Annotated in this window: 20 protein-coding genes and 1 other annotated feature; of the genes, 6 read left to right on the plus strand and 14 right to left on the minus strand. The window is 49.0% G+C overall.

From position 1 onward, the window contains the following. Nucleotides 1–17 precede the first annotated feature (17 nt). The 5 genes from HV037_RS13680 to btuC all read right to left on the minus strand — a co-directional run bounded on the left by HV037_RS13680 (nt 18) and on the right by btuC (nt 3,934). Nucleotides 18–731, minus strand: a complete 714-nt coding sequence (locus HV037_RS13680) for an EAL domain-containing protein (protein ID WP_019076659.1) — start codon at nt 729–731, stop codon at nt 18–20. A 319-nt stretch (nt 732–1,050) separates the two neighbouring features. Then, nucleotides 1,051–1,515 (minus strand): NlpC/P60 family protein, encoded by a 465-nt coding sequence (locus tag HV037_RS13685; RefSeq protein ID WP_003832591.1) that lies wholly within the window; start codon nt 1,513–1,515, stop codon nt 1,051–1,053. A 77-nt stretch (nt 1,516–1,592) separates the two neighbouring features. Then, nucleotides 1,593–2,342 (minus strand): vitamin B12 ABC transporter ATP-binding protein BtuD, encoded by a 750-nt coding sequence (btuD, locus tag HV037_RS13690; protein ID WP_016152874.1) that lies wholly within the window; start codon nt 2,340–2,342, stop codon nt 1,593–1,595. After that, a complete protein-coding gene (locus tag HV037_RS13695) occupies nt 2,342–2,893 on the minus strand; it encodes a glutathione peroxidase (protein ID WP_103283877.1) in 552 nt (183 codons plus the stop codon). The genes btuD and HV037_RS13695 overlap by 1 nt, the downstream gene beginning before the upstream one ends. A gap of 60 nt (nt 2,894–2,953) precedes the next feature. Continuing rightward, nucleotides 2,954–3,934 (minus strand): vitamin B12 ABC transporter permease BtuC, encoded by a 981-nt coding sequence (btuC, locus tag HV037_RS13700; RefSeq protein WP_032931198.1) that lies wholly within the window; start codon nt 3,932–3,934, stop codon nt 2,954–2,956. 304 nt (nt 3,935–4,238) lie between these two features. Here btuC and HV037_RS13705 point away from each other — a divergent pair, with 304 nt between their 5' ends. From HV037_RS13705 to HV037_RS13725, 5 genes are all read left to right on the plus strand, one after another. Continuing rightward, nucleotides 4,239–4,397, plus strand: coding sequence for a DUF1427 family protein (locus tag HV037_RS13705; protein WP_103283878.1), 159 nt, complete (start codon nt 4,239–4,241; stop codon nt 4,395–4,397). 85 nt (nt 4,398–4,482) lie between these two features. Further along, nucleotides 4,483–5,697 (plus strand): PfkB family carbohydrate kinase, encoded by a 1,215-nt coding sequence (locus tag HV037_RS13710; RefSeq protein WP_103283879.1) that lies wholly within the window; start codon nt 4,483–4,485, stop codon nt 5,695–5,697. Nucleotides 5,698–5,728: 31 nt separating this feature from the next. Continuing rightward, on the plus strand, nt 5,729–6,463 hold the full coding sequence (locus tag HV037_RS13715; RefSeq protein WP_016152869.1) for an outer membrane protein OmpK: 735 nt from the start codon (nt 5,729–5,731) through the stop codon (nt 6,461–6,463). 17 nt (nt 6,464–6,480) lie between these two features. Further along, nucleotides 6,481–7,443 carry a nucleoside hydrolase gene (locus HV037_RS13720; RefSeq protein WP_016156339.1) on the plus strand — a complete coding sequence of 321 codons (963 nt, stop codon included), beginning with the start codon at nt 6,481–6,483 and terminating at the stop codon, nt 7,441–7,443. Between the two features lie 3 nt (nt 7,444–7,446). Further along, nucleotides 7,447–8,676, plus strand: coding sequence for a NupC/NupG family nucleoside CNT transporter (locus tag HV037_RS13725; RefSeq protein ID WP_016156338.1), 1,230 nt, complete (start codon nt 7,447–7,449; stop codon nt 8,674–8,676). Nucleotides 8,677–8,716: 40 nt separating this feature from the next. Here HV037_RS13725 and ihfA read toward each other — a convergent pair whose 3' ends face one another. The 8 genes from ihfA to thrS form a co-directional block, all read right to left on the minus strand. Then, on the minus strand, nt 8,717–9,016 hold the full coding sequence (gene ihfA, locus HV037_RS13730; protein WP_003030571.1) for an integration host factor subunit alpha: 300 nt from the start codon (nt 9,014–9,016) through the stop codon (nt 8,717–8,719). 4 nt (nt 9,017–9,020) lie between these two features. Then, nucleotides 9,021–11,408, minus strand: a complete 2,388-nt coding sequence (gene pheT, locus HV037_RS13735) for a phenylalanine--tRNA ligase subunit beta (protein ID WP_016152866.1) — start codon at nt 11,406–11,408, stop codon at nt 9,021–9,023. 15 nt (nt 11,409–11,423) lie between these two features. Then, a complete protein-coding gene (pheS, locus tag HV037_RS13740) occupies nt 11,424–12,407 on the minus strand; it encodes a phenylalanine--tRNA ligase subunit alpha (RefSeq protein WP_016152865.1) in 984 nt (327 codons plus the stop codon). A 159-nt stretch (nt 12,408–12,566) separates the two neighbouring features. Next, nucleotides 12,567–12,691: a sequence feature (Phe leader region), on the minus strand. Continuing rightward, nucleotides 12,642–12,686 carry a pheST operon leader peptide PheM gene (gene pheM, locus HV037_RS24430; RefSeq protein ID WP_001386830.1) on the minus strand — a complete coding sequence of 15 codons (45 nt, stop codon included), beginning with the start codon at nt 12,684–12,686 and terminating at the stop codon, nt 12,642–12,644. It overlaps the preceding feature by 45 nt. Before the next feature lie 120 nt (nt 12,692–12,811). Next, complete coding sequence (rplT, locus tag HV037_RS13750) at nt 12,812–13,168, minus strand: 50S ribosomal protein L20 (RefSeq protein ID WP_003030578.1); 357 nt, start codon at nt 13,166–13,168, stop codon at nt 12,812–12,814. 55 nt (nt 13,169–13,223) lie between these two features. After that, the gene (gene rpmI / locus HV037_RS13755; RefSeq protein WP_003030583.1) at nt 13,224–13,421 is read right to left on the minus strand and encodes a 50S ribosomal protein L35; all 198 of its coding nucleotides are present in this window, start codon (nt 13,419–13,421) and stop codon (nt 13,224–13,226) included. A 96-nt stretch (nt 13,422–13,517) separates the two neighbouring features. After that, nucleotides 13,518–14,060: a translation initiation factor IF-3 gene (gene infC / locus HV037_RS13760; RefSeq protein ID WP_048997935.1), complete on the minus strand. Its 543-nt coding sequence runs from the start codon at nt 14,058–14,060 to the stop codon at nt 13,518–13,520. Nucleotides 14,061–14,063: 3 nt separating this feature from the next. After that, entirely contained in the window at nt 14,064–15,992 is a 1,929-nt protein-coding gene (gene thrS / locus HV037_RS13765; protein WP_016152864.1) for a threonine--tRNA ligase, read from the minus strand. 304 nt (nt 15,993–16,296) lie between these two features. Between thrS and yniD the strand changes: the two genes are divergently transcribed. Further along, a complete protein-coding gene (gene yniD / locus HV037_RS13770) occupies nt 16,297–16,404 on the plus strand; it encodes a small membrane protein YniD (protein WP_003030590.1) in 108 nt (35 codons plus the stop codon). A gap of 167 nt (nt 16,405–16,571) precedes the next feature. Here the strand turns inward: yniD and HV037_RS13775 are convergent, their stop codons facing one another. Next, nucleotides 16,572–17,330, minus strand: a complete 759-nt coding sequence (locus tag HV037_RS13775) for a YdiY family protein (protein ID WP_016156337.1) — start codon at nt 17,328–17,330, stop codon at nt 16,572–16,574. Nucleotides 17,331–17,498 lie beyond the last annotated feature (168 nt).

Below are 17,498 nucleotides of genomic sequence, written 5' to 3' on the forward strand. Positions count from 1 at the left end.
ACCAGCAAATATGAGGGTTATATCTTCGCGAGCGAAATTATCTGCGCGGGGGGCACAGCAGGCCACAGCGCGCCCTGCATGGCGCTGAATCCCAGAGGCAGTACGCGCGCTAACATCTCGGGTGTATCAATACCGCTAATGATAATTGACTCACTGCTGGGAAATAGCTGTGCCAGGATAGCCCGCATAAATGGCTCAAACGAAATATGTGTAATCCTTTGTTGAACAAAGTTTTTATCGAGCACGACGCGTTTGAACAGCCCATCAAAAATTGCCCGGTTTGATATGCCGCCAGCACCATAGTTTGTCAGTACTAATGGAAATCGCGCCGCCAGTGCTGCCAGCGTTGGATTCGCTTTTCCATTATTTAACTCTGGATAGTTTTCATTAATAGCCAGTTCCAGAAATGACAATCGTTCAACTTGTGAAGCAAATTTAGCATCTGATAATAAAGTATTAGCAATTGCCGGCGTTAAATTAATCCAGGCAGAAACCTTTCGTTGAATAAAAAAATGTTGGCACGTTTCGATTAATTCAAGCTTTTCGGTAAATAAGCGACATTGCTCTTCGTCCGACATCCGAGGTAGGACCAGCTCGGTGGGTATACGCACATCCCCCTGCGCACTGGCAAAACTGGTAATGATATCTACGTATTCAAGATCGCCTTTTTCGTTTCTCGCAGGGAGAAAAGAGAACTCTGAATGGTAAAGAGTATCCATTGAAACAATCATCGTGCCAGCCCCTCTGCATAGGTGTTATCCGGCATCCTGTAGCAAAGGATGGAGAAATACGTTATTGCTGATGCAAGTAGAGGCCCTTTCATTTTTCCCTTTATAGCCAGTAAATCGAATCCCTTTTTTTTAGCTTATCCTGATTATAAGCGAATATCCAGCTTTGCACTTTTTAATATCTCGGAATAAATCATATTTTTAGCAAGATACGCTCTTAATGTTCAGGGGTATTGTCCGGCTGGCGGCAGAAATAAGAAGTTACTAACAAATGGAAATGTCGAGGCTGCTCAGCCGTAGGCAGCCTCGTGACTGATGAGGATTAAATACGTCGCGCCTGCCAAAAGTTTTTGCGCCAGTAAACGTTGTCCAGTGACGAGCGCATCACACCACGGCTGGTTGAGGCATGAATAAATTGATTATTGGTGTCGTAAATTCCGACATGCAGACCGCTTTCCCCAGACCCGGTTTTAAAGAACACCAGATCGCCGGGCAGCAAATCATCTTTATCAATTTCGGTACCAATCTTTGATTGCGTGCGGGTATCACGCGGGAGTTGCAGATCGAATTTATCGCGCATTGTCATCAATACAAATCCAGAACAATCCACTCCGCTACGGCTCATGCCGCCATAACGATAGGGTGTGCCATGCCAGGTTTGTAGCTGGTCATTAAGCCCGGCGATAACGGCGATAGAATCCGACAAGCGGGCATTTGGCGCAGGAGCACGATGGCTGCTGCAGCCCGCCAAAAACAATGCTGTGATGAAAAGAAGCCAAAAGCGCATTCAGGACGAATCCTCTGAATTATATTTTTATGTCAATTTAGCGTGGAAATTATATGATTTTCAAGAACCCATTTAACTTAAGTGGTTGATATGAGCATTCTGTGGCCTTCAATATCCAAACGACGGAAGTTCACGCCATAAGCCGCAGACAGATTGGCCGGCGTTAGTACCGTATCACGAGCACCACTGGCAAGCAGCTTCCCGCGTTTGAGGAGCCAGGCCTTGTGCGCATGACGTAAGGTATGATTAAGGTCATGGCTGCTCATTACAATCGCGATGCCCTGCAAACACAGCTGACCCAGCATCCGGTCCAGCGCATTTTGTTGCGCCACGTCCAGGCTGTTCATCGGCTCATCCAGCAGCAAAAGCTGGCCGAATGGATTCGCTTGTGGGCAAATCTGCAGGATAACCGCAGCCAGGCGCACGCGCTGCCACTCACCGCCGGAGAGCTGATTCACGCTGCGTCCCAGCTTATCCCCAAGCCCAAGCGCATCGGCGACTTCCTGTAACAGATCGGTGCGTGCTTTATCGGGTTGATGCAGCGTCAGAAAATGCCAGACCGGCATCGCAAACGGCGGGTTTTGCTGTTGCGCAAGATAAGCGCGATATTGCGCCAGCTTTGCTGCCGGCCATTCATCCAATGACACATCACCAAAGGTGATGCTGCCCTTGCCGGTCGTCAGCCCCGCCATTCGCGCCAACAGTGTGCTCTTTCCTGCGCCGTTAGGCCCCACTAAATGCAGGATCTCCCCTGCTTTTATCTCACCAGAAAGCGGGCCGAGCCGGGTCGATTCTGCTACATCCTGTAGCTGCATCAATCGAGACATTAGTTTGCCAGCGCCATCTTGATGGATTGCACCAGAACAGGATCCTCAGGCGTCATATCAGGTGAAAATCGTTGCAGTACCTGACCATCCCGACCCACTAAAAACTTCTCGAAATTCCACAGAATATCGTCCGGGTAGAGCGGCGCCCGACCTTTACTCGCCATTCGCTCATAGAATCCACTATCCGCAGGCGCGACGGCGGTTGGCGCGGCATCAATCAGTTTCTGATACAGCGGATGGCGTCCCTCGCCATTGACCTCAATTTTGCTGAACATCGGGAAGGTAACGCCCCAGGTAGTACTGCAGTACGTTTTTATTTCCTCTTCACCGCCCGGCTCCTGGCCCAGAAACTGGTTGCAGGGGAACCCAAGAACGGTAAAGCCCTGCTGATGCCAGGCTTTCTGCAGATTCTCCAGTTGCTCATATTGCGGCGTTAGCCCACATTTTGAAGCAACGTTGACGATTAACAGCACATTTCCGGCATACGGCTGCAGTGAGGTCACCTCGCCGTCGATGGTCGTCACGTCTGTATCGAGGATAGTGTTTTGCATAGCATCTCCAGAACAACAGGTGGATTTTCAGTTTTTAATCATAGACCGAATCAACGCGTTCTAGCGCGCGGCTTTTAACAATAGCCAGATAAATACCGGTGCGCCCATGGTGGCCGTCACCACGCCAATTGGCAGCTCAGCCGAGGCCAGCACCAGACGCGCGACAACATCAGCCAACAGTAACACAATAGCGCCAGCCAACGCGCAGCCCGGCAGTAACACGCGATGATCGGTTAAGCCGCACAGCCGCAGAATATGTGGGATCACAAGCCCAATAAAGCCAATCGCTCCCGCCAGAGCCACGCTTACGCCAACCATCCAGCCCGTGGCGACCACCAGCAGGTTGCGCCAGAACCATAATGGCAATCCCAACTGACGTGCAGAAGTCTCCCCCAGCGCCAGCATATTCATCGGCTGCGACTGACAGCATATCCACACCAGTACCGGAATCAACGCCACCATGAGCCAGGCCTGATGCCAGTCAACGCCGCCAAAGCCCCCCATCATCCAGTACATTAGCTGTCGCAAATCAAAAGAAGTGGAGAAGTAGATGGCCCATGTCATTAGCGCGCTACAGATAATCCCCAGCGCCACCCCCGCCAACAGCAGACGGCTGGTAGACAAATGACGGCGGGCAAAACGGAGCAGAATAAGCGTGATAATCAGCGCCCCAGCGATGGCGCATAAACCCAACGCCCAGCCGGGGAGCTGCCCCTGCCCCAGCAACACCGCCGCGATGAGCCCGACTCCCGCGCCATTAGACACGCCCAGTAATCCAGGCTCTGCGAGCGGGTTTTCAAAGAGAGCTTGCATCACTGCGCCAGATAAGGCCAACGCAGCGCCTACCAGCAAAACGGCGAGGGTACGGGGAAATCGGATTTGCCAGACGAACAGATCGCCGCGGGCGCTGAACCAGTCGCCGGGGGCGATCCACTGTTCTCCTGCGCATAAGCTAATCACGAGCATGACCAATAGCAACAGCGATAAAGTGCCTAACCAGTATCGGTCTCGCCGACGTTGTAATTGTGCAAAAGGTTGCATGTTTATACTTTTTTTATGGGTTATCTCATTAATTTTACGATGAAAGCAAAAAACATGGAAGGAAGCTCTACCGCAAATGAGGCAATGGCCCAAAACAGCATGAACCTTAGTCTTTTGCATAATGCAATGCTGGCAGCAATACCAGGTAGTAGCTGTCATTATTAATATCGTTCCTGAGATTAAATAAATAACCACAACCGGACAAGATGTCCGGTTGCAGAAGTTTTGTGTGATTGTCTTCTCATCAATACGTAAATATATTGTGTAGTCTTCATATCATCATAACACCCTCAGGAATTATCTTATGGATATAATTCTTTCGCTTATTGCCGGTGCAATTATTGGTTTCATATTTACATTAATAAAACTCCCCATTCCAGCCCCTGCTGTCTGGCCTGGTGTATTTGGTATCATCGGTGTACTTAGTGGTAATCAGATCTTTAATTATTTATTCAACAAATAAATTCATTCACCAAAGAAATTAACGCATAGACAAAATAAACTTATTACATGGACCTCTCATCACATTCATGAAAAGTGAGGATTAGATGCCCTGTCGTTACAAAAAACAGCGTCTTCGCTATATTTTAACACTACTCAAAAAACAAGGAAGTGTAAAAATATCATCTCTTGTTAAGGTACTTGATGTTACGGAAAGAACACTCCGCCGCGACATCAATGACCTCGTAAAAACAGGACATGTCCGCTCATGCTATGGAGGTGCTGTATATAATCACGACAATGCATTCCCATTATATGAGAATAACTCTCTTTATTTGCACCAAAACATCATCATTAACCAATCAAAGATCGAACGAGAAATATCAATGAACGAAAACAATGGGAAAGTTTACATTCTGGGTTCATTTAATACTGACTTAGTATATCGGCTTCACCGTTTTCCTATTTCAGGGGAAACTACGCGCGCGCTTTTTTCCTGTTGTTTACCCGGAGGGAAAGGCAGCAACCAGGCGATAGCATCTGCACAAGCCAATGCTCGCACTTATTTTACAGTCAAATTAGGTGAAGATGAGTTTTCAACCAAAGCCCAGCATTTTTTAAATGGCGTAGGATTAGAAAAACTAACCATCTTTACCAAAAATGATGCGCCAACCGGCAGTGCCGTAGTGATGATATCCGAAGAAGCTGGCGATAATGTAATCGTTATTAATCCAGGGGCTAATCAGGAAATAACGAGTGAAGAAATTATATCCTGTTATGACGAGATAGGCACCGCCAATGTTTTTTTGACGCAGATGGAAAACAATCCTGACGCTACAGCTCAAGCTATTAAGTTCGCACATGCCGCAGGAGTGATGACAATCCTGAATCCAGCGCCATGGCGCAAGGAGGTGACAGACCTTCTCCGCTGGACACACATCCTGACCCCAAACCTCACAGAAGCAGAGGCGATTATTGGCAAGGCTATTCGTACGCCAGACGATATTCGTCAGGCCGCCGAAATCATGCACCAAATGGGACCACAATATATTCTAATTACGTTAGGCAAAGATGGGTGCTGGTTATTTGATGGATCTACACACCAACAGTTCCCGGCATATCCCGCCGTTAATATTGATACATCCGGCGCCGGTGATGCATTTAATGGTGCACTCGCTGCACGACTTGCCTGTGGAGAAAATATTGCCAACGCAATTCATTACGCCTGTGTATTTGCAGCACTGGCCGTAGAGCGTGAAGGTGCAGCCAATATGCCATTCCATGAACTCGTATTAAAACGATTAGCTTGTACTAAATACTGATATTAACCCACCACAAAAATAGGGATATAAAATGAAAAAAATCGCCTTCGGGGCTTTATTATCGTGCGTAGCTTTTTCCTCATTAGCTGAACAACAATACGGTTGGGGGAATATACATTTTGACTATCAATCCTGGGATGCCGGTGTTAAAGACCTCGAATATGAACAAGCCTTAATTGGTATTGAGGGAGGTATTGGTTTTGATTGGGGTGAGATGTACGGTTTTTATGATTTTGAAAATATTCTAGACGACGAGGGAAATCAGGGGCAGACTGCGAATGGTGAAATCCATACCTACCTCTGGAAAACGGGTGCCAGCCTATTTACAAAAGTCTATAATTCGCAAAGTCCCAATTTTAAAGAGACGAATCAATTTATTGGGCTTGGCTATACCGACCTGAAAGGCGATGGATGGTGGTTTAAACCCTGGATTGCTCGTCAGTATATTACCGCGCACAGTAATTTTGGCCCAGCTTATGATATTAATGGACTCAATGGTTTCTCAATTGGATGGAACGCTGGTTATGCTTTCAATCTTCTCAACCAGGACTTCTTACTGTCCAATTGGAATGAAATAGAACTTGACCGTAATGATGACTATACCGCTAACAATCATGGTAGCAATGGTTTAAACGGCGGCCTGAATATTACCTGGAAAATCATGCCTCATATATCCACCACATTAATGTATCGGTACTTTTATAACAAACTTGGTGCGGATGGATATGGCGATATTCTCATTTATCGACTGGCCTACGACTTCTAACTTAAGGAACATTAACGATGTTAAGTATCCACTGGCCTGAATTAACTTCAGCGCAGCGTATTACCTTAATTACGCCACCTAAGTATGGCAAAGTGCCTATCGTTATTGACAGCGATACCTACAATGAAATTGACGATCAGATGGCCATTGCCTGGGCATTCTTGCACCCGGAGCGCCTCGATCTGCAAGCTGTTTACGCCGCTCCGTTTACCAACCACTATTTTGGTAAAGAGGGCTCGCACACATATGTTGACGATCCCGCAGTAGGCATGCAACTGAGCGTCGATGAGATCTATCGCGTATTTAACAAACTCCCCCGCCGCGAAAACATACCGCAAATATTCCAGGGTTCAACACGCTATCTGAAAGATAGCAACCAGCCGGAGATGTCAGCAGCAGTACAGGATTTGATTAACCGGGCAAGAACGGCTGAGCAAACATTACATGTACTCGCAATCGCCGCGCCGACCAATATCGCTAACGCACTGCTCCTCGCGCCGGACATCGTCACAAAGATTCATGTCATCTGGCTTGGGGGTAACAGTTATGCCTGGAAAGATAATCATGAATTCAACCTGATGCAGGACATTGCGGCGAGTCGGGTACTTTTTGATAGCGGCGTAGCGCTCACCCAAATCCCCTGCTTTGGCGTGGCTAACACTATGGCCTCATCGGTCCCAGAGATGCAGCACTATTTTGCAGAGACCAGCCGCATTGGTAGCTACTTTGCTGAAATTGCCCCGCGATGCCCCTGGATTGGTTTTGCATCCCGCAAAGTCATTTGGGATATCACTACGGTTGGCTATGTCCTGAATCCTGACTGGTTCACCTGTGAATACCGTACATCCCCTTTGATCAATGACAATCTGAGCTGGAGTTTTGATAACCGCCGTCACGTCATTCAGGTCGCAAAATTTATTGAGCGGGATGCTCTCTTTAAAGATCTTTTCCGTAGCATCATTGATGCCGATGAGGGATAAACCATGCAGATACTCATCGTCATACTTGGCATTGTTGTCCTGTTACTCGTTGCCTGGCTATGTTCAGAAAATCGCAAAGCTATCCGGTTTCGCACTGTTGGCGGCGCCTTTGCAATCCAGGCTCTTTTTGCTGCATTTATCCTGTATGTCCCCTTAGGGGAAAAAATCTTACTCGCCATATCAAACAGTCTGTCAGGCATGCTGAACTATTCGTCGGAAGGGATTAACTTTCTCTTCGGTAATCTCGGACAGTTCAAAATGGGGTTTGTATTTGCCGTGCATGTTCTGCCGATTATCATTTTTATGTCAGCATTGTTCTCCGTGCTGTACTACCTAGGCATCATGCAGTGGATTATCCGTCTCATCGGTACGGGTATCCATAAACTGCTACGCACCAGCCCGGCAGAATCCATGGCTGCAACGGCCAATATTTTTGCGGGCAATACTGACGTCTTCGTCCTGATGAAGCCTTATGCGCCACGCATGACGCGCTCAGAACTGTTTGCCCTCATGACAGGTGGTGTGGCCTCTATCGCAGGCTCAGTGCTGGTTGGCTATGCCAGTATGGGGATCGAAATTCGCTATCTGGTAGCCGCCTCTTTTATGTCAGCACCAGGCGGTCTGTTAATGGCGAAAATGCTGTTTCCAGAAACGGAACCCGAAAACACTGCCGACGTGTCAGGCGATATGCTTGGTCAAGATGAAAAGCCTATCAACATCGTTGAAGCGGCGACAAATGGCGCGACTATCGGGCTGAAGCTCGCCGCTAACGTGGGGGCAATGCTTCTGGCACTGATTGCATTAATTGCTATGGTGAACGGCTTGTTGGGCTGGTTTTGTGGCTTTTTCGGCTATGGTAACGTCACGCTACAATTTATCTTCAGTTACCTCTTTGCTCCGGTTGCCTGGCTGTTGGGCATTCCCACTAACGAAGTCTTGCAAATTGGCAGCCTGTTAGGTCAAAAATTGGTGTTGAATGAGTTCGTCGCGTATACCAGCTTTATTCCAATGAAAGACCAACTGTCGGAATATTCGCAGATAATAACGATCATGGCGCTGGCTGGGTTTGCCAATTTGTCCTCTCCTGCCGCATTGATTGGCGTACTGGGGGGGATTGTGCCGGGGAAAAAAAGTTTCATTGCTAAAATGGGGCTTAAAGTGATCCTGGCGGGCACGTTGTCTAACCTGCTGAGCGCAGCACTGACCGGGCTGTTTTTCCTTCTGGCCCACTAAGAAAAAAGGCCGCATTCGCGGCCTTTTTAGTTAGTTCAGATTACTCTTCTTTCGGCGTTGCGTTTTCAACCCGGCTTTTTAACTTCTGTCCGGGTCTGAAGGTCACCACGCGCCGTGCTGTAATGGGAATATCTTCGCCCGTTTTCGGATTACGGCCCGGACGTTGATTCTTATCACGCAGATCGAAGTTACCAAAACCAGAGAGTTTTACCTGCTCACCATTTTCCAGAGCACGACGGATCTCTTCGAAAAACAGCTCGACCAGTTCTTTGGCATCCCGCTTGCTAAGCCCAAGCTTATCAAACAGATATTCTGACATTTCAGCTTTTGTAAGCGCCATAGGTTCAATCCCTCAATGATGCCTGGAATCGCTCTTTTAATGCCTCTACACATTTGGCGACGGTAGCGGCAATCTCCTCTTCTTCAAGTGTACGGCTGGTATCCTGAAGGATCAGGCTGATAGCGAGGCTCTTATAACCCTCCGCAACACCCTTACCGCGGTACACGTCAAACAAGTTTACGCCAACTACCTGATTTACGCCAACTTTCTTACATTCGGATAAAATATCCGCAGCGGGAACGTTTTCTGCCACAACGACTGCGATGTCGCGACGGTTCGCCGGGAAGCGAGAAACTTCACGCGCCTGAGGCACCACGCGGTCTGCGAGCTTGTTCCACTCCAGTTCAAACACCAGAGTGCGACCGTTCAGATCCAGTTTACGTTCCAGTTCAGGATGAACAACCCCAATGAAACCAATGCGTTCACCTTTCAGATAAATCGCCGCAGACTGCCCCGGATGCAGTGCTGGATTCGCTTCAGCTTTGAATTGAATATCCGCCAGCTTGCCGGTCAGGTCGAGAACCGCTTCCAGATCGCCTTTCAGATCATAGAAATCAACAGTCTCTTTTGCCAGATTCCAGTGTTCATCATGACGGTTACCGCAGATCGCGCCCGCCAGCATCAGATCCTGACGGATCCCGAGGTTGGCCTGCGTGTCCGGTACGAAACGTAAACCCGTTTCGAAAATACGCACGCGGTTTTGCTGACGATTCTGGTTGTACACTACCGTAGACAGCAAGCCGGTCCACAGGGATAAACGCATTGCCGACATATCAATCGAGATTGGGCTTGGCAGCAACAGCGCTTCTTCACCCGGGTGTAGCAGCGCCTGGACTTTCGGGTCGACAAAGCTGTAGGTAATAACTTCCTGGTAGCCTTTGTCATTCAGCATGGTTTTTACGCGTTTCAGCGACAAATCCGCTTCACGATGAGTACCCATGATAAGACCCGCCTGAATTGGCGTATTCGGGATATTGTCATAACCGTATACACGGGCGACTTCTTCGACCAGGTCTTCTTCGATCTCCATATCGAAACGCCAGCTCGGCGCTACCGCTTTCCACTCATCTTGCCCTTCCGTGACATCACAACCCAGACGGCGCAGAATATCGCTCACCTGCTCATCCGCAATATGGTGTCCGATCAGACGATCCAGTTTGCTACGGCGCAGCGTAATGGTTGCGCGTTTTGGCAGCGAGGCTTCGTTCGTCACGTCAATGATTGGACCCGCTTCGCCGCCGCAGATATCAATCAGCAGGCGCGTAGCACGTTCCATGGCTTTATGTTGCAGCGCCGGATCGACACCACGCTCATAGCGGTGAGACGCATCGGTGTGCAGACCGTGACGACGTGCGCGACCGGTAATAGACAGCGGGCTGAAGAACGCGCATTCCAGCAGGACGTTTTGCGTTTCATCATTCACACCGGAGTGCTCGCCACCAAAGATGCCGCCCATTGCCAGCGCTTTGTTATGGTCCGCAATCACCAACGTATCCGCATTCAGCTTCGCTTCACTGCCGTCCAGCAATACCAGGGTTTCACCTTCTTTTGCCATGCGGACAACAATCCCGCCTTCAATGCGGTCTTTGTCGAATGCGTGCATCGGCTGGCCCAATTCGAGCAGCACATAGTTAGTCACGTCAACCACGGCATCGATCGAGCGGATGCCGCAACGACGCAGTTTTTCTTTCATCCACAGCGGGGTTGGCGCTTTAACGTTAATGCCTTTCACCACGCGGCCCAGATAGCGTGGGCAGGCTTCCACCGCGTCGACCTGAATCGGCAGGACGTCGCTAATGGTTGCGGCTACTGGCGCTATTTCCGGCTCAACCAGAGGGGCTTTGTTCAATACAGCTACGTCACGTGCCACACCGATAATGCCTAAGCAGTCGGCGCGGTTCGGAGTGACGCTGATTTCGATAGTATTATCGTCAAGCTTCAGGTATTCACGGATATCGGTACCAATTGGTGCATCGACAGGCAGTTCGATAATACCGTTGTGATCGTCGGAAATGCCCAGCTCGGAGAACGAGCACAGCATGCCTTCAGACGGCTCACCGCGCAGTTTCGCGGCTTTGATTTTGAAATCGCCCGGCAGAACGGCACCAACGGTTGCTACAGCCACTTTCAAACCTTGACGGCAGTTTGGCGCACCGCAGACGATATCCAGCAGGCGGTCGCCGCCGACATTCACCTTGGTGACGCGCAGTTTGTCAGCGTTAGGATGCTGAGCGCACTCAACCACTTCGCCCACCACAACACCGTTGAACGCGCCAGAAACAGGATCCACACCGTCAACTTCCAGACCCGCCATCGTGATTTGGTTTGATAACGCATCGCTATCAATCGCCGGGTTTACCCATTCGCGTAACCACAGTTCACTGAATTTCATTGTTTTATCCTGCCTTTATTTAAACTGTTTGAGGAAACGCAGATCGTTTTCGAAGAAAGAACGCAGATCGGTTACGCCGTAACGCAGCATGGTCAGACGCTCCATACCCATACCGAATGCAAAGCCAGAGTAGATTTCCGGATCGATACCGACGTTACGCAGCACGTTCGGGTGAACCATTCCGCAACCCAATACTTCCAGCCATTTGCCATTTTTACCCATCACATCAACTTCCGCAGAAGGTTCGGTGAACGGGAAGTAGGAAGGACGGAAACGAACCTGCAGGTCTTCTTCAAAGAAGTTGCGCAGGAAATCATGCAGCGTGCCTTTCAGGTTGGTGAAGTTGATATTGGTATCAACAATCAGCCCTTCCATCTGATGGAACATTGGGGTGTGCGTCTGATCGTAGTCGTTACGATATACGCGGCCCGGAGCGATAATACGGATCGGCGGCTGTTTTTCTTTCATAGTGCGGATCTGCACGCCGGAAGTCTGCGTACGCAGCAGACGCGTCGCATCAAACCAGAAAGTGTCGTGGTCAGCACGCGCCGGGTGATGGCCAGGAATGTTCAGCGCATCGAAGTTATGATAGTCATCTTCGATTTCCGGACCGGTCGCCACGGTAAAGCCCAGCTCACCAAAGAAACTTTCAATGCGATCGATAGTCCGCGTTACCGGATGCAAACCGCCGTTTTCGATACGACGCCCAGGCAAGGAGATATCGATAGTTTCTTCAGCCAGACGAGCATTCAGCGCGGCATTTTCTAATTCGGCTTTACGCGCGTTCAGCGCTTGCTGAACCTGCTCTTTGGCTTCGTTTATCACCGCACCTGCTGCCGGGCGCTCTTCTGCCGGCAGTTCACGCAGGGTAGTCATCTGAAGGGTCAGGTGCCCTTTCTTGCCCAAATATTCGACGCGGACATTGTCTAACGCGGCAACATCTGAAGCCTGGTTAATGGCGGCCGTTGCACTGGCAACCAGCTCTGCGAGATGTGACATGGTTTTCCTCGTTATGTTGCGATATTCACTAGTCGCTCGTATATACACAAAATCATTCTGACTGAGTCAAGACAGCAGTAGAGCGCTAATCCTCAGACAAATATGTGACTGGGGTAAGCGACTGCAGCCAACGCAGAGGCAGCCTGAAGGATAACGTGTATAAAAAAAGCCTCCACCAGGGAGGCTTTTAGGCGCTGTTTTCCGTTTCTTCTTTCACGCGCAAGCCTCCTGAGTTCAGGTGCTAAAGTAAAAGAAGAAGCGGAAAATAGCAGCATTCATGCTTGCGTTACCTTGTGTGGTAAAAACCGGACAACCTTTATTGAAAAGGCTTACGGATAAATTGTCAACCAATTGATTGCACTACAAATAAAAGAGAGGGAGCCAGGCTCCCTCTTTTCACCGGCTTATGCCAGAGCTGCTTTCGCTTTTTCGACCAGAGCGGTGAACGCTACTTTGTCGAATACTGCGATGTCAGCCAGGATCTTACGGTCGATTTCAACAGAGGCTTTTTTCAGGCCGTTGATGAATTTGCTGTAAGAAATACCGTTCTGACGTGCTGCTGCGTTGATACGCGCAATCCACAGTTGACGGAACTGACGCTTTTTCTGACGACGGTCACGATAAGCGTACTGACCAGCTTTGATAACAGCCTGGAAGGCAACGCGGTATACGCGAGAACGCGCACCGTAGTAGCCTTTAGCTTGTTTCAAAATTTTCTTGTGACGTGCACGGGCAACTACACCACGTTTTACGCGAGCCATATGTGCTCTCCTGTATCTATATTCTTAGTAAAAAAATTAATTAAACGTTAACGGCTTATGCGTACGGCAGGCACGCGATAACCAGACCCAGATCGCCTTTAGAAACGAGGCCTTTTGGACGCAGGTGACGTTTACGCTTAGTAGATTTTTTGGTCAGAATATGACGCAGGTTTGCGTGCTTACGCTTAAATCCACCACCACCGGTTTTTTTGAAGCGCTTAGCAGCACCGCGTACGGTCTTAATTTTTGGCATTTTAATAACTTCCACTTCGCATTGTTAATAAACGAAACGTAGGCGAACAACGGCTGTGGAACCCGCAGGCTCCACAGACATTGCTACTTGAAGGCCTTACTGTTTCTTCTTAGGAGCGAGCACCATGATCATCTGGCGGCCTTCGATCTTCGTAGGGAAGGATTCGACTACTGCCAGTTCACTCAGATCGTCACGGACGCGGTTGAGCACTTCCATACCGATCTGTTGGTGGGCCATCTCACGACCGCGAAAACGCAGCGTGATCTTAGCCTTATCGCCATCTTCCAGAAAGCGTACCAGGCTGCGGAGTTTTACCTGGTAATCGCCATCGTCGGTGCCAGGACGGAATTTAATTTCCTTAACCTGGATAACTTTTTGCTTTTTCTTCTGTTCCTTAGAAGACTTACTCTTTTCATAAAGGAACTTGCCGTAGTCCATAATACGACAAACTGGCGGTTCGGCGTTAGGGCTGATTTCAACTAAATCTACTCCAGCTTCTTCAGCTTTTTCGATCGCTTCTCTCAGACTCACAATACCCAAAGCTTCGCCTTCCAGACCTGTTAAGCGAACTTCCAGGGCGCGAATCTCGCCATTGATACGATTCGGACGTGCCGTTTGAACTCGTTTTCCGCCTTTAATACCTTATTCCTCCAGTTGTTGAAGACTGCGGCTGCGAATCTCTTGTTGCAGCTTCTCAATCACTTCATTTACGTCCAGGCTGCCCAAGTCTTTGCCACGACGGGTGCGCACGGCAACTTTGCCTGCTTCTACCTCTTTGTCGCCACAGACCAACATGTAAGGGACACGACGTAAAGTGTGCTCGCGGATTTTAAAGCCAATCTTCTCATTTCTCAAGTCTGCTTTTACACGAATACCCGCATTTTGTAGTTTCTGCGTTAATTCGTTGACGTATTCAGACTGTGAATCGGTGATGTTCATGACGACAACCTGAACTGGCGCAAGCCAGGTCGGGAAGAAGCCAGCGAACTCTTCGGTCAGGATACCGATGAAACGTTCCATCGACCCAAGAATTGCGCGGTGAATCATAACCGGCACCTGACGCTCGTTGTTTTCGCCAACATAAGAGGCGCTTAAACGGGACGGCAGAGAGAAGTCCAGCTGTACAGTACCGCACTGCCATGCACGATCGAGGCAGTCATACAGGGTAAATTCAATTTTCGGACCGTAGAATGCGCCCTCACCCAGTTGGTACTCAAACGGGATGTTGTTTTCTTCCAGCGCAACGGCCAGGTCAGCTTCAGCACGGTCCCACATTTCATCGCTACCGATACGTTTTTCGGGGCGAGTGGACAGTTTGACGACGATTTTCTCGAAGCCAAAGGTGCTATACATATCGTAGACCATACGAATGCAAGCGTTAACTTCATCACGGATCTGCTCTTCTGTACAGAAGATATGTGCATCATCCTGAGTGAAGCCACGAACACGCATCAGGCCATGCAGCGCGCCTGACGGCTCATTGCGGTGGCAGCTACCAAACTCGGCCATACGCAACGGCAGATCACGATAGGATTTCAGACCCTGATTGAAGATCTGCACGTGGCCCGGGCAGTTCATGGGCTTAATGCAGTATTCACGGTTCTCAGAGGAGGTCGTGAACATCGCATCTTTGTAGTTATCCCAGTGACCTGTTTTTTCCCACAGCACGCGGTCCATCATGAACGGACCTTTAACTTCCTGATACTGGTATTCTTTCAGTTTTGAGCGAACAAAGACTTCCAGTTCACGGAAGATTGTCCAGCCATCATTGTGCCAGAACACCATACCCGGCGCTTCTTCCTGCATATGATACAGGTCAAGCTGCTTACCGATTTTACGGTGGTCGCGTTTGGCCGCTTCTTCCAGACGTTGCAGGTAGGCACTCAGGGCTTTTTTATCGGCCCACGCAGTACCATAAATACGCTGCAGCATCTTGTTATTGCTGTCGCCACGCCAGTATGCCCCAGCGGTCTTCATCAGTTTGAAGTGATGACAGAAACGCATGTTCGGCACGTGCGGGCCACGGCACATATCGACATATTCTTCATGATGGTACAAGCCAGGCTTGTCATCATGGGCAATGTTTTCATCAAGAATGGAGACTTTATAGGTCTCGCCACGCTTCACGAAGGTTTCACGCGCTTCGTACCAGCTGACTTTCTTCTTAATGACATCGTAGTTTTTCTCAGCGAGCTCGTGCATCCGCTTCTCGAGCGCGTCGACATCTTCCTGGGTTAGCGTACGGTCAAGATCGATATCGTAGTAAAAACCGTTATCAACAACCGGTCCGATCGCCATTTTGGTGTGCGGCCAGAGTTGTTTGATCGCGTGCCCTAACAGGTGCGCACAGGAGTGACGAATGATCTCCAGACCTTCTTCATCCTTCGCGGTGATGATGGAGAGCTTCGCATCATGCTCAATCAGATCGGAAGCATCTACCAGCTCACCGTCAACACGGCCAGCAATAGTGGCTTTCGCCAGACCTGGACCGATGTCCAGCGCAACATCCATGGGGCTTACAGCGTGGTCGTAATGGCGTTGGCTGCCATCAGGAAGAGTAATAACAGGCATGTTATATCCTTATTTGCAGTGGTGACCCACACGTAAGATCACATACAAAGATTCAATATTTAAAATCATCAAAAAGGTGTGGGCTGATTCCCGCTTCACTCTGCGAAATATGTCACTGGTCGCCTTAATGGCTACACTGGACCTACACCCGCTTTTTGATAACACCGTTTGACAGTGTACACGGCATTACGAGCCGATCAAAGCAACAATCAACGCGCACTCTATGATGTAAATCAATTCACTGACACCCTGACGTTTTTGTTACACTTGTATAAAGTCATCTAACCTGAGCAGGAAAAGGACAATGCCAACAAATCGCTTTGCGAAGAAACACTGGAAGATGGTTGTGATACTGCTCGTTATTTGTGCGGCAATGCTGATGCTACGTTGGGCTGCGATGATCTGGGGTTAAAATACTGGCACACGCTGTCCCGGTTCCGTTGTATTTATCAATTAAATCGAATTCGTCTGAAAATAGCGCGTTATTGATAAGTATTAAAAATAAAACACAGATTTAATATTAAATAAATTTAACGTTAATTGAGAAAAGCCGGGCCAATTATTTGACCCGGCTTGTCATTACATACGATAGCCGAGTGACACAGTAGTACGACGATCGGTATGCTCCGGCGCTGTTGCCGGTGGTTCAGAGTTCCAGGTAACGTTGTAAGCCACCTTTAACCCAAAGTGTTCGTTGATGGCAACGTTCAAGGCCGTTTCAGAATTGAGCGTTGTATCGTCAGCACCAAATACCGACACACCTTGCGTAAACTTAGTATTGTCCGTCATCTGCCACGCATAGGCCCCGGACGCATAGCCCAGCGGCTGTGTTTCGGTGGTGCCATCCGTGTGCTCGTCATAGCGCACACCTGGACCGAATTCAAAACGGAAGCTGTGCACCGGTCCGTTGAGGAACTGACGACCATAACCTGCGGTTAGCACGTCACGCTCGCGATAGCCGTTGTAACGGTCGGTCAGCCAGCTTGCCTGACCAAAGAGATAGTCATAGTCGGTCATGTTGTAACGACTACGGCCACCTACGGCATATTTCTCTGATGAACGCTCATCATTTGAGGAGGTATTGCTGGCATTTCCCCACAAAGACCACGCCGTATTTTGACCGTACCAGGTCATGGTGGTGTCTGCAGTTAAAGAAGAACTTTTTGTGTTGCCTGACTGGGCGAGATATCCCGCGTTCAGGTTACCTTCAAAGGGTTTTTTCGCGCTGGAAGGGTCATCCATGACAGTAAAAACGGAATCATCGGCGGCAGCCTGCATTGACGCAAGCAGGCCACCCGTCAGCAGTAACGCTGCGGGCACTGTCTTCAAAAGCTTCATTTATTAAGAGTCCGTACAACAAAAAAAGAGACCATAACGGTCTCGGAAACTTTCATATGGATCAATGACAAAAGACCCTTGAAAGGTAACAAATTATAAAAAGACTCGAATAACATAGCAATAAATTCTTATTTCATTTTTTGAATAAGAGCGTTCCTAAACCGTTTT

The sequence above is a fragment of the Citrobacter sp. RHBSTW-00017 genome (assembly GCF_013797615.1).
GTDB classification, from domain to species: Bacteria; Pseudomonadota; Gammaproteobacteria; order Enterobacterales; family Enterobacteriaceae; genus Citrobacter; species Citrobacter braakii.

Excerpts from the sequence above, each read along its gene's own strand:
- HV037_RS13705 (WP_103283878.1), top strand. The coding sequence starts at position 4,239 with ATGGATATAATTCTTTCGCTTATTGCCGGTGCAATTATTGGTTTCATA.
- HV037_RS13720 (WP_016156339.1), top strand. The coding sequence starts at position 6,481 with ATGTTAAGTATCCACTGGCCTGAATTAACTTCAGCGCAGCGTATTACC.
- rplT (WP_003030578.1), bottom strand. The coding sequence starts at position 13,168 with ATGGCTCGCGTAAAACGTGGTGTAGTTGCCCGTGCACGTCACAAGAAA.
- yniD (WP_003030590.1), top strand. The coding sequence starts at position 16,297 with ATGCCAACAAATCGCTTTGCGAAGAAACACTGGAAGATGGTTGTGATA.
- HV037_RS13725 (WP_016156338.1), top strand. The coding sequence starts at position 7,447 with ATGCAGATACTCATCGTCATACTTGGCATTGTTGTCCTGTTACTCGTT.
- HV037_RS13715 (WP_016152869.1), top strand. The coding sequence starts at position 5,729 with ATGAAAAAAATCGCCTTCGGGGCTTTATTATCGTGCGTAGCTTTTTCC.
- btuC (WP_032931198.1), bottom strand. The coding sequence starts at position 3,934 with ATGCAACCTTTTGCACAATTACAACGTCGGCGAGACCGATACTGGTTA.
- pheT (WP_016152866.1), bottom strand. The coding sequence starts at position 11,408 with ATGAAATTCAGTGAACTGTGGTTACGCGAATGGGTAAACCCGGCGATT.
- HV037_RS13680 (WP_019076659.1), bottom strand. The coding sequence starts at position 731 with ATGATTGTTTCAATGGATACTCTTTACCATTCAGAGTTCTCTTTTCTC.
- thrS (WP_016152864.1), bottom strand. The coding sequence starts at position 15,992 with ATGCCTGTTATTACTCTTCCTGATGGCAGCCAACGCCATTACGACCAC.
- HV037_RS13775 (WP_016156337.1), bottom strand. The coding sequence starts at position 17,330 with ATGAAGCTTTTGAAGACAGTGCCCGCAGCGTTACTGCTGACGGGTGGC.
- HV037_RS13685 (WP_003832591.1), bottom strand. The coding sequence starts at position 1,515 with ATGCGCTTTTGGCTTCTTTTCATCACAGCATTGTTTTTGGCGGGCTGC.
- HV037_RS13710 (WP_103283879.1), top strand. The coding sequence starts at position 4,483 with ATGCCCTGTCGTTACAAAAAACAGCGTCTTCGCTATATTTTAACACTA.
- rpmI (WP_003030583.1), bottom strand. The coding sequence starts at position 13,421 with ATGCCAAAAATTAAGACCGTACGCGGTGCTGCTAAGCGCTTCAAAAAA.
- btuD (WP_016152874.1), bottom strand. The coding sequence starts at position 2,342 with ATGTCTCGATTGATGCAGCTACAGGATGTAGCAGAATCGACCCGGCTC.
- HV037_RS13695 (WP_103283877.1), bottom strand. The coding sequence starts at position 2,893 with ATGCAAAACACTATCCTCGATACAGACGTGACGACCATCGACGGCGAG.
- pheS (WP_016152865.1), bottom strand. The coding sequence starts at position 12,407 with ATGTCACATCTCGCAGAGCTGGTTGCCAGTGCAACGGCCGCCATTAAC.
- ihfA (WP_003030571.1), bottom strand. The coding sequence starts at position 9,016 with ATGGCGCTTACAAAAGCTGAAATGTCAGAATATCTGTTTGATAAGCTT.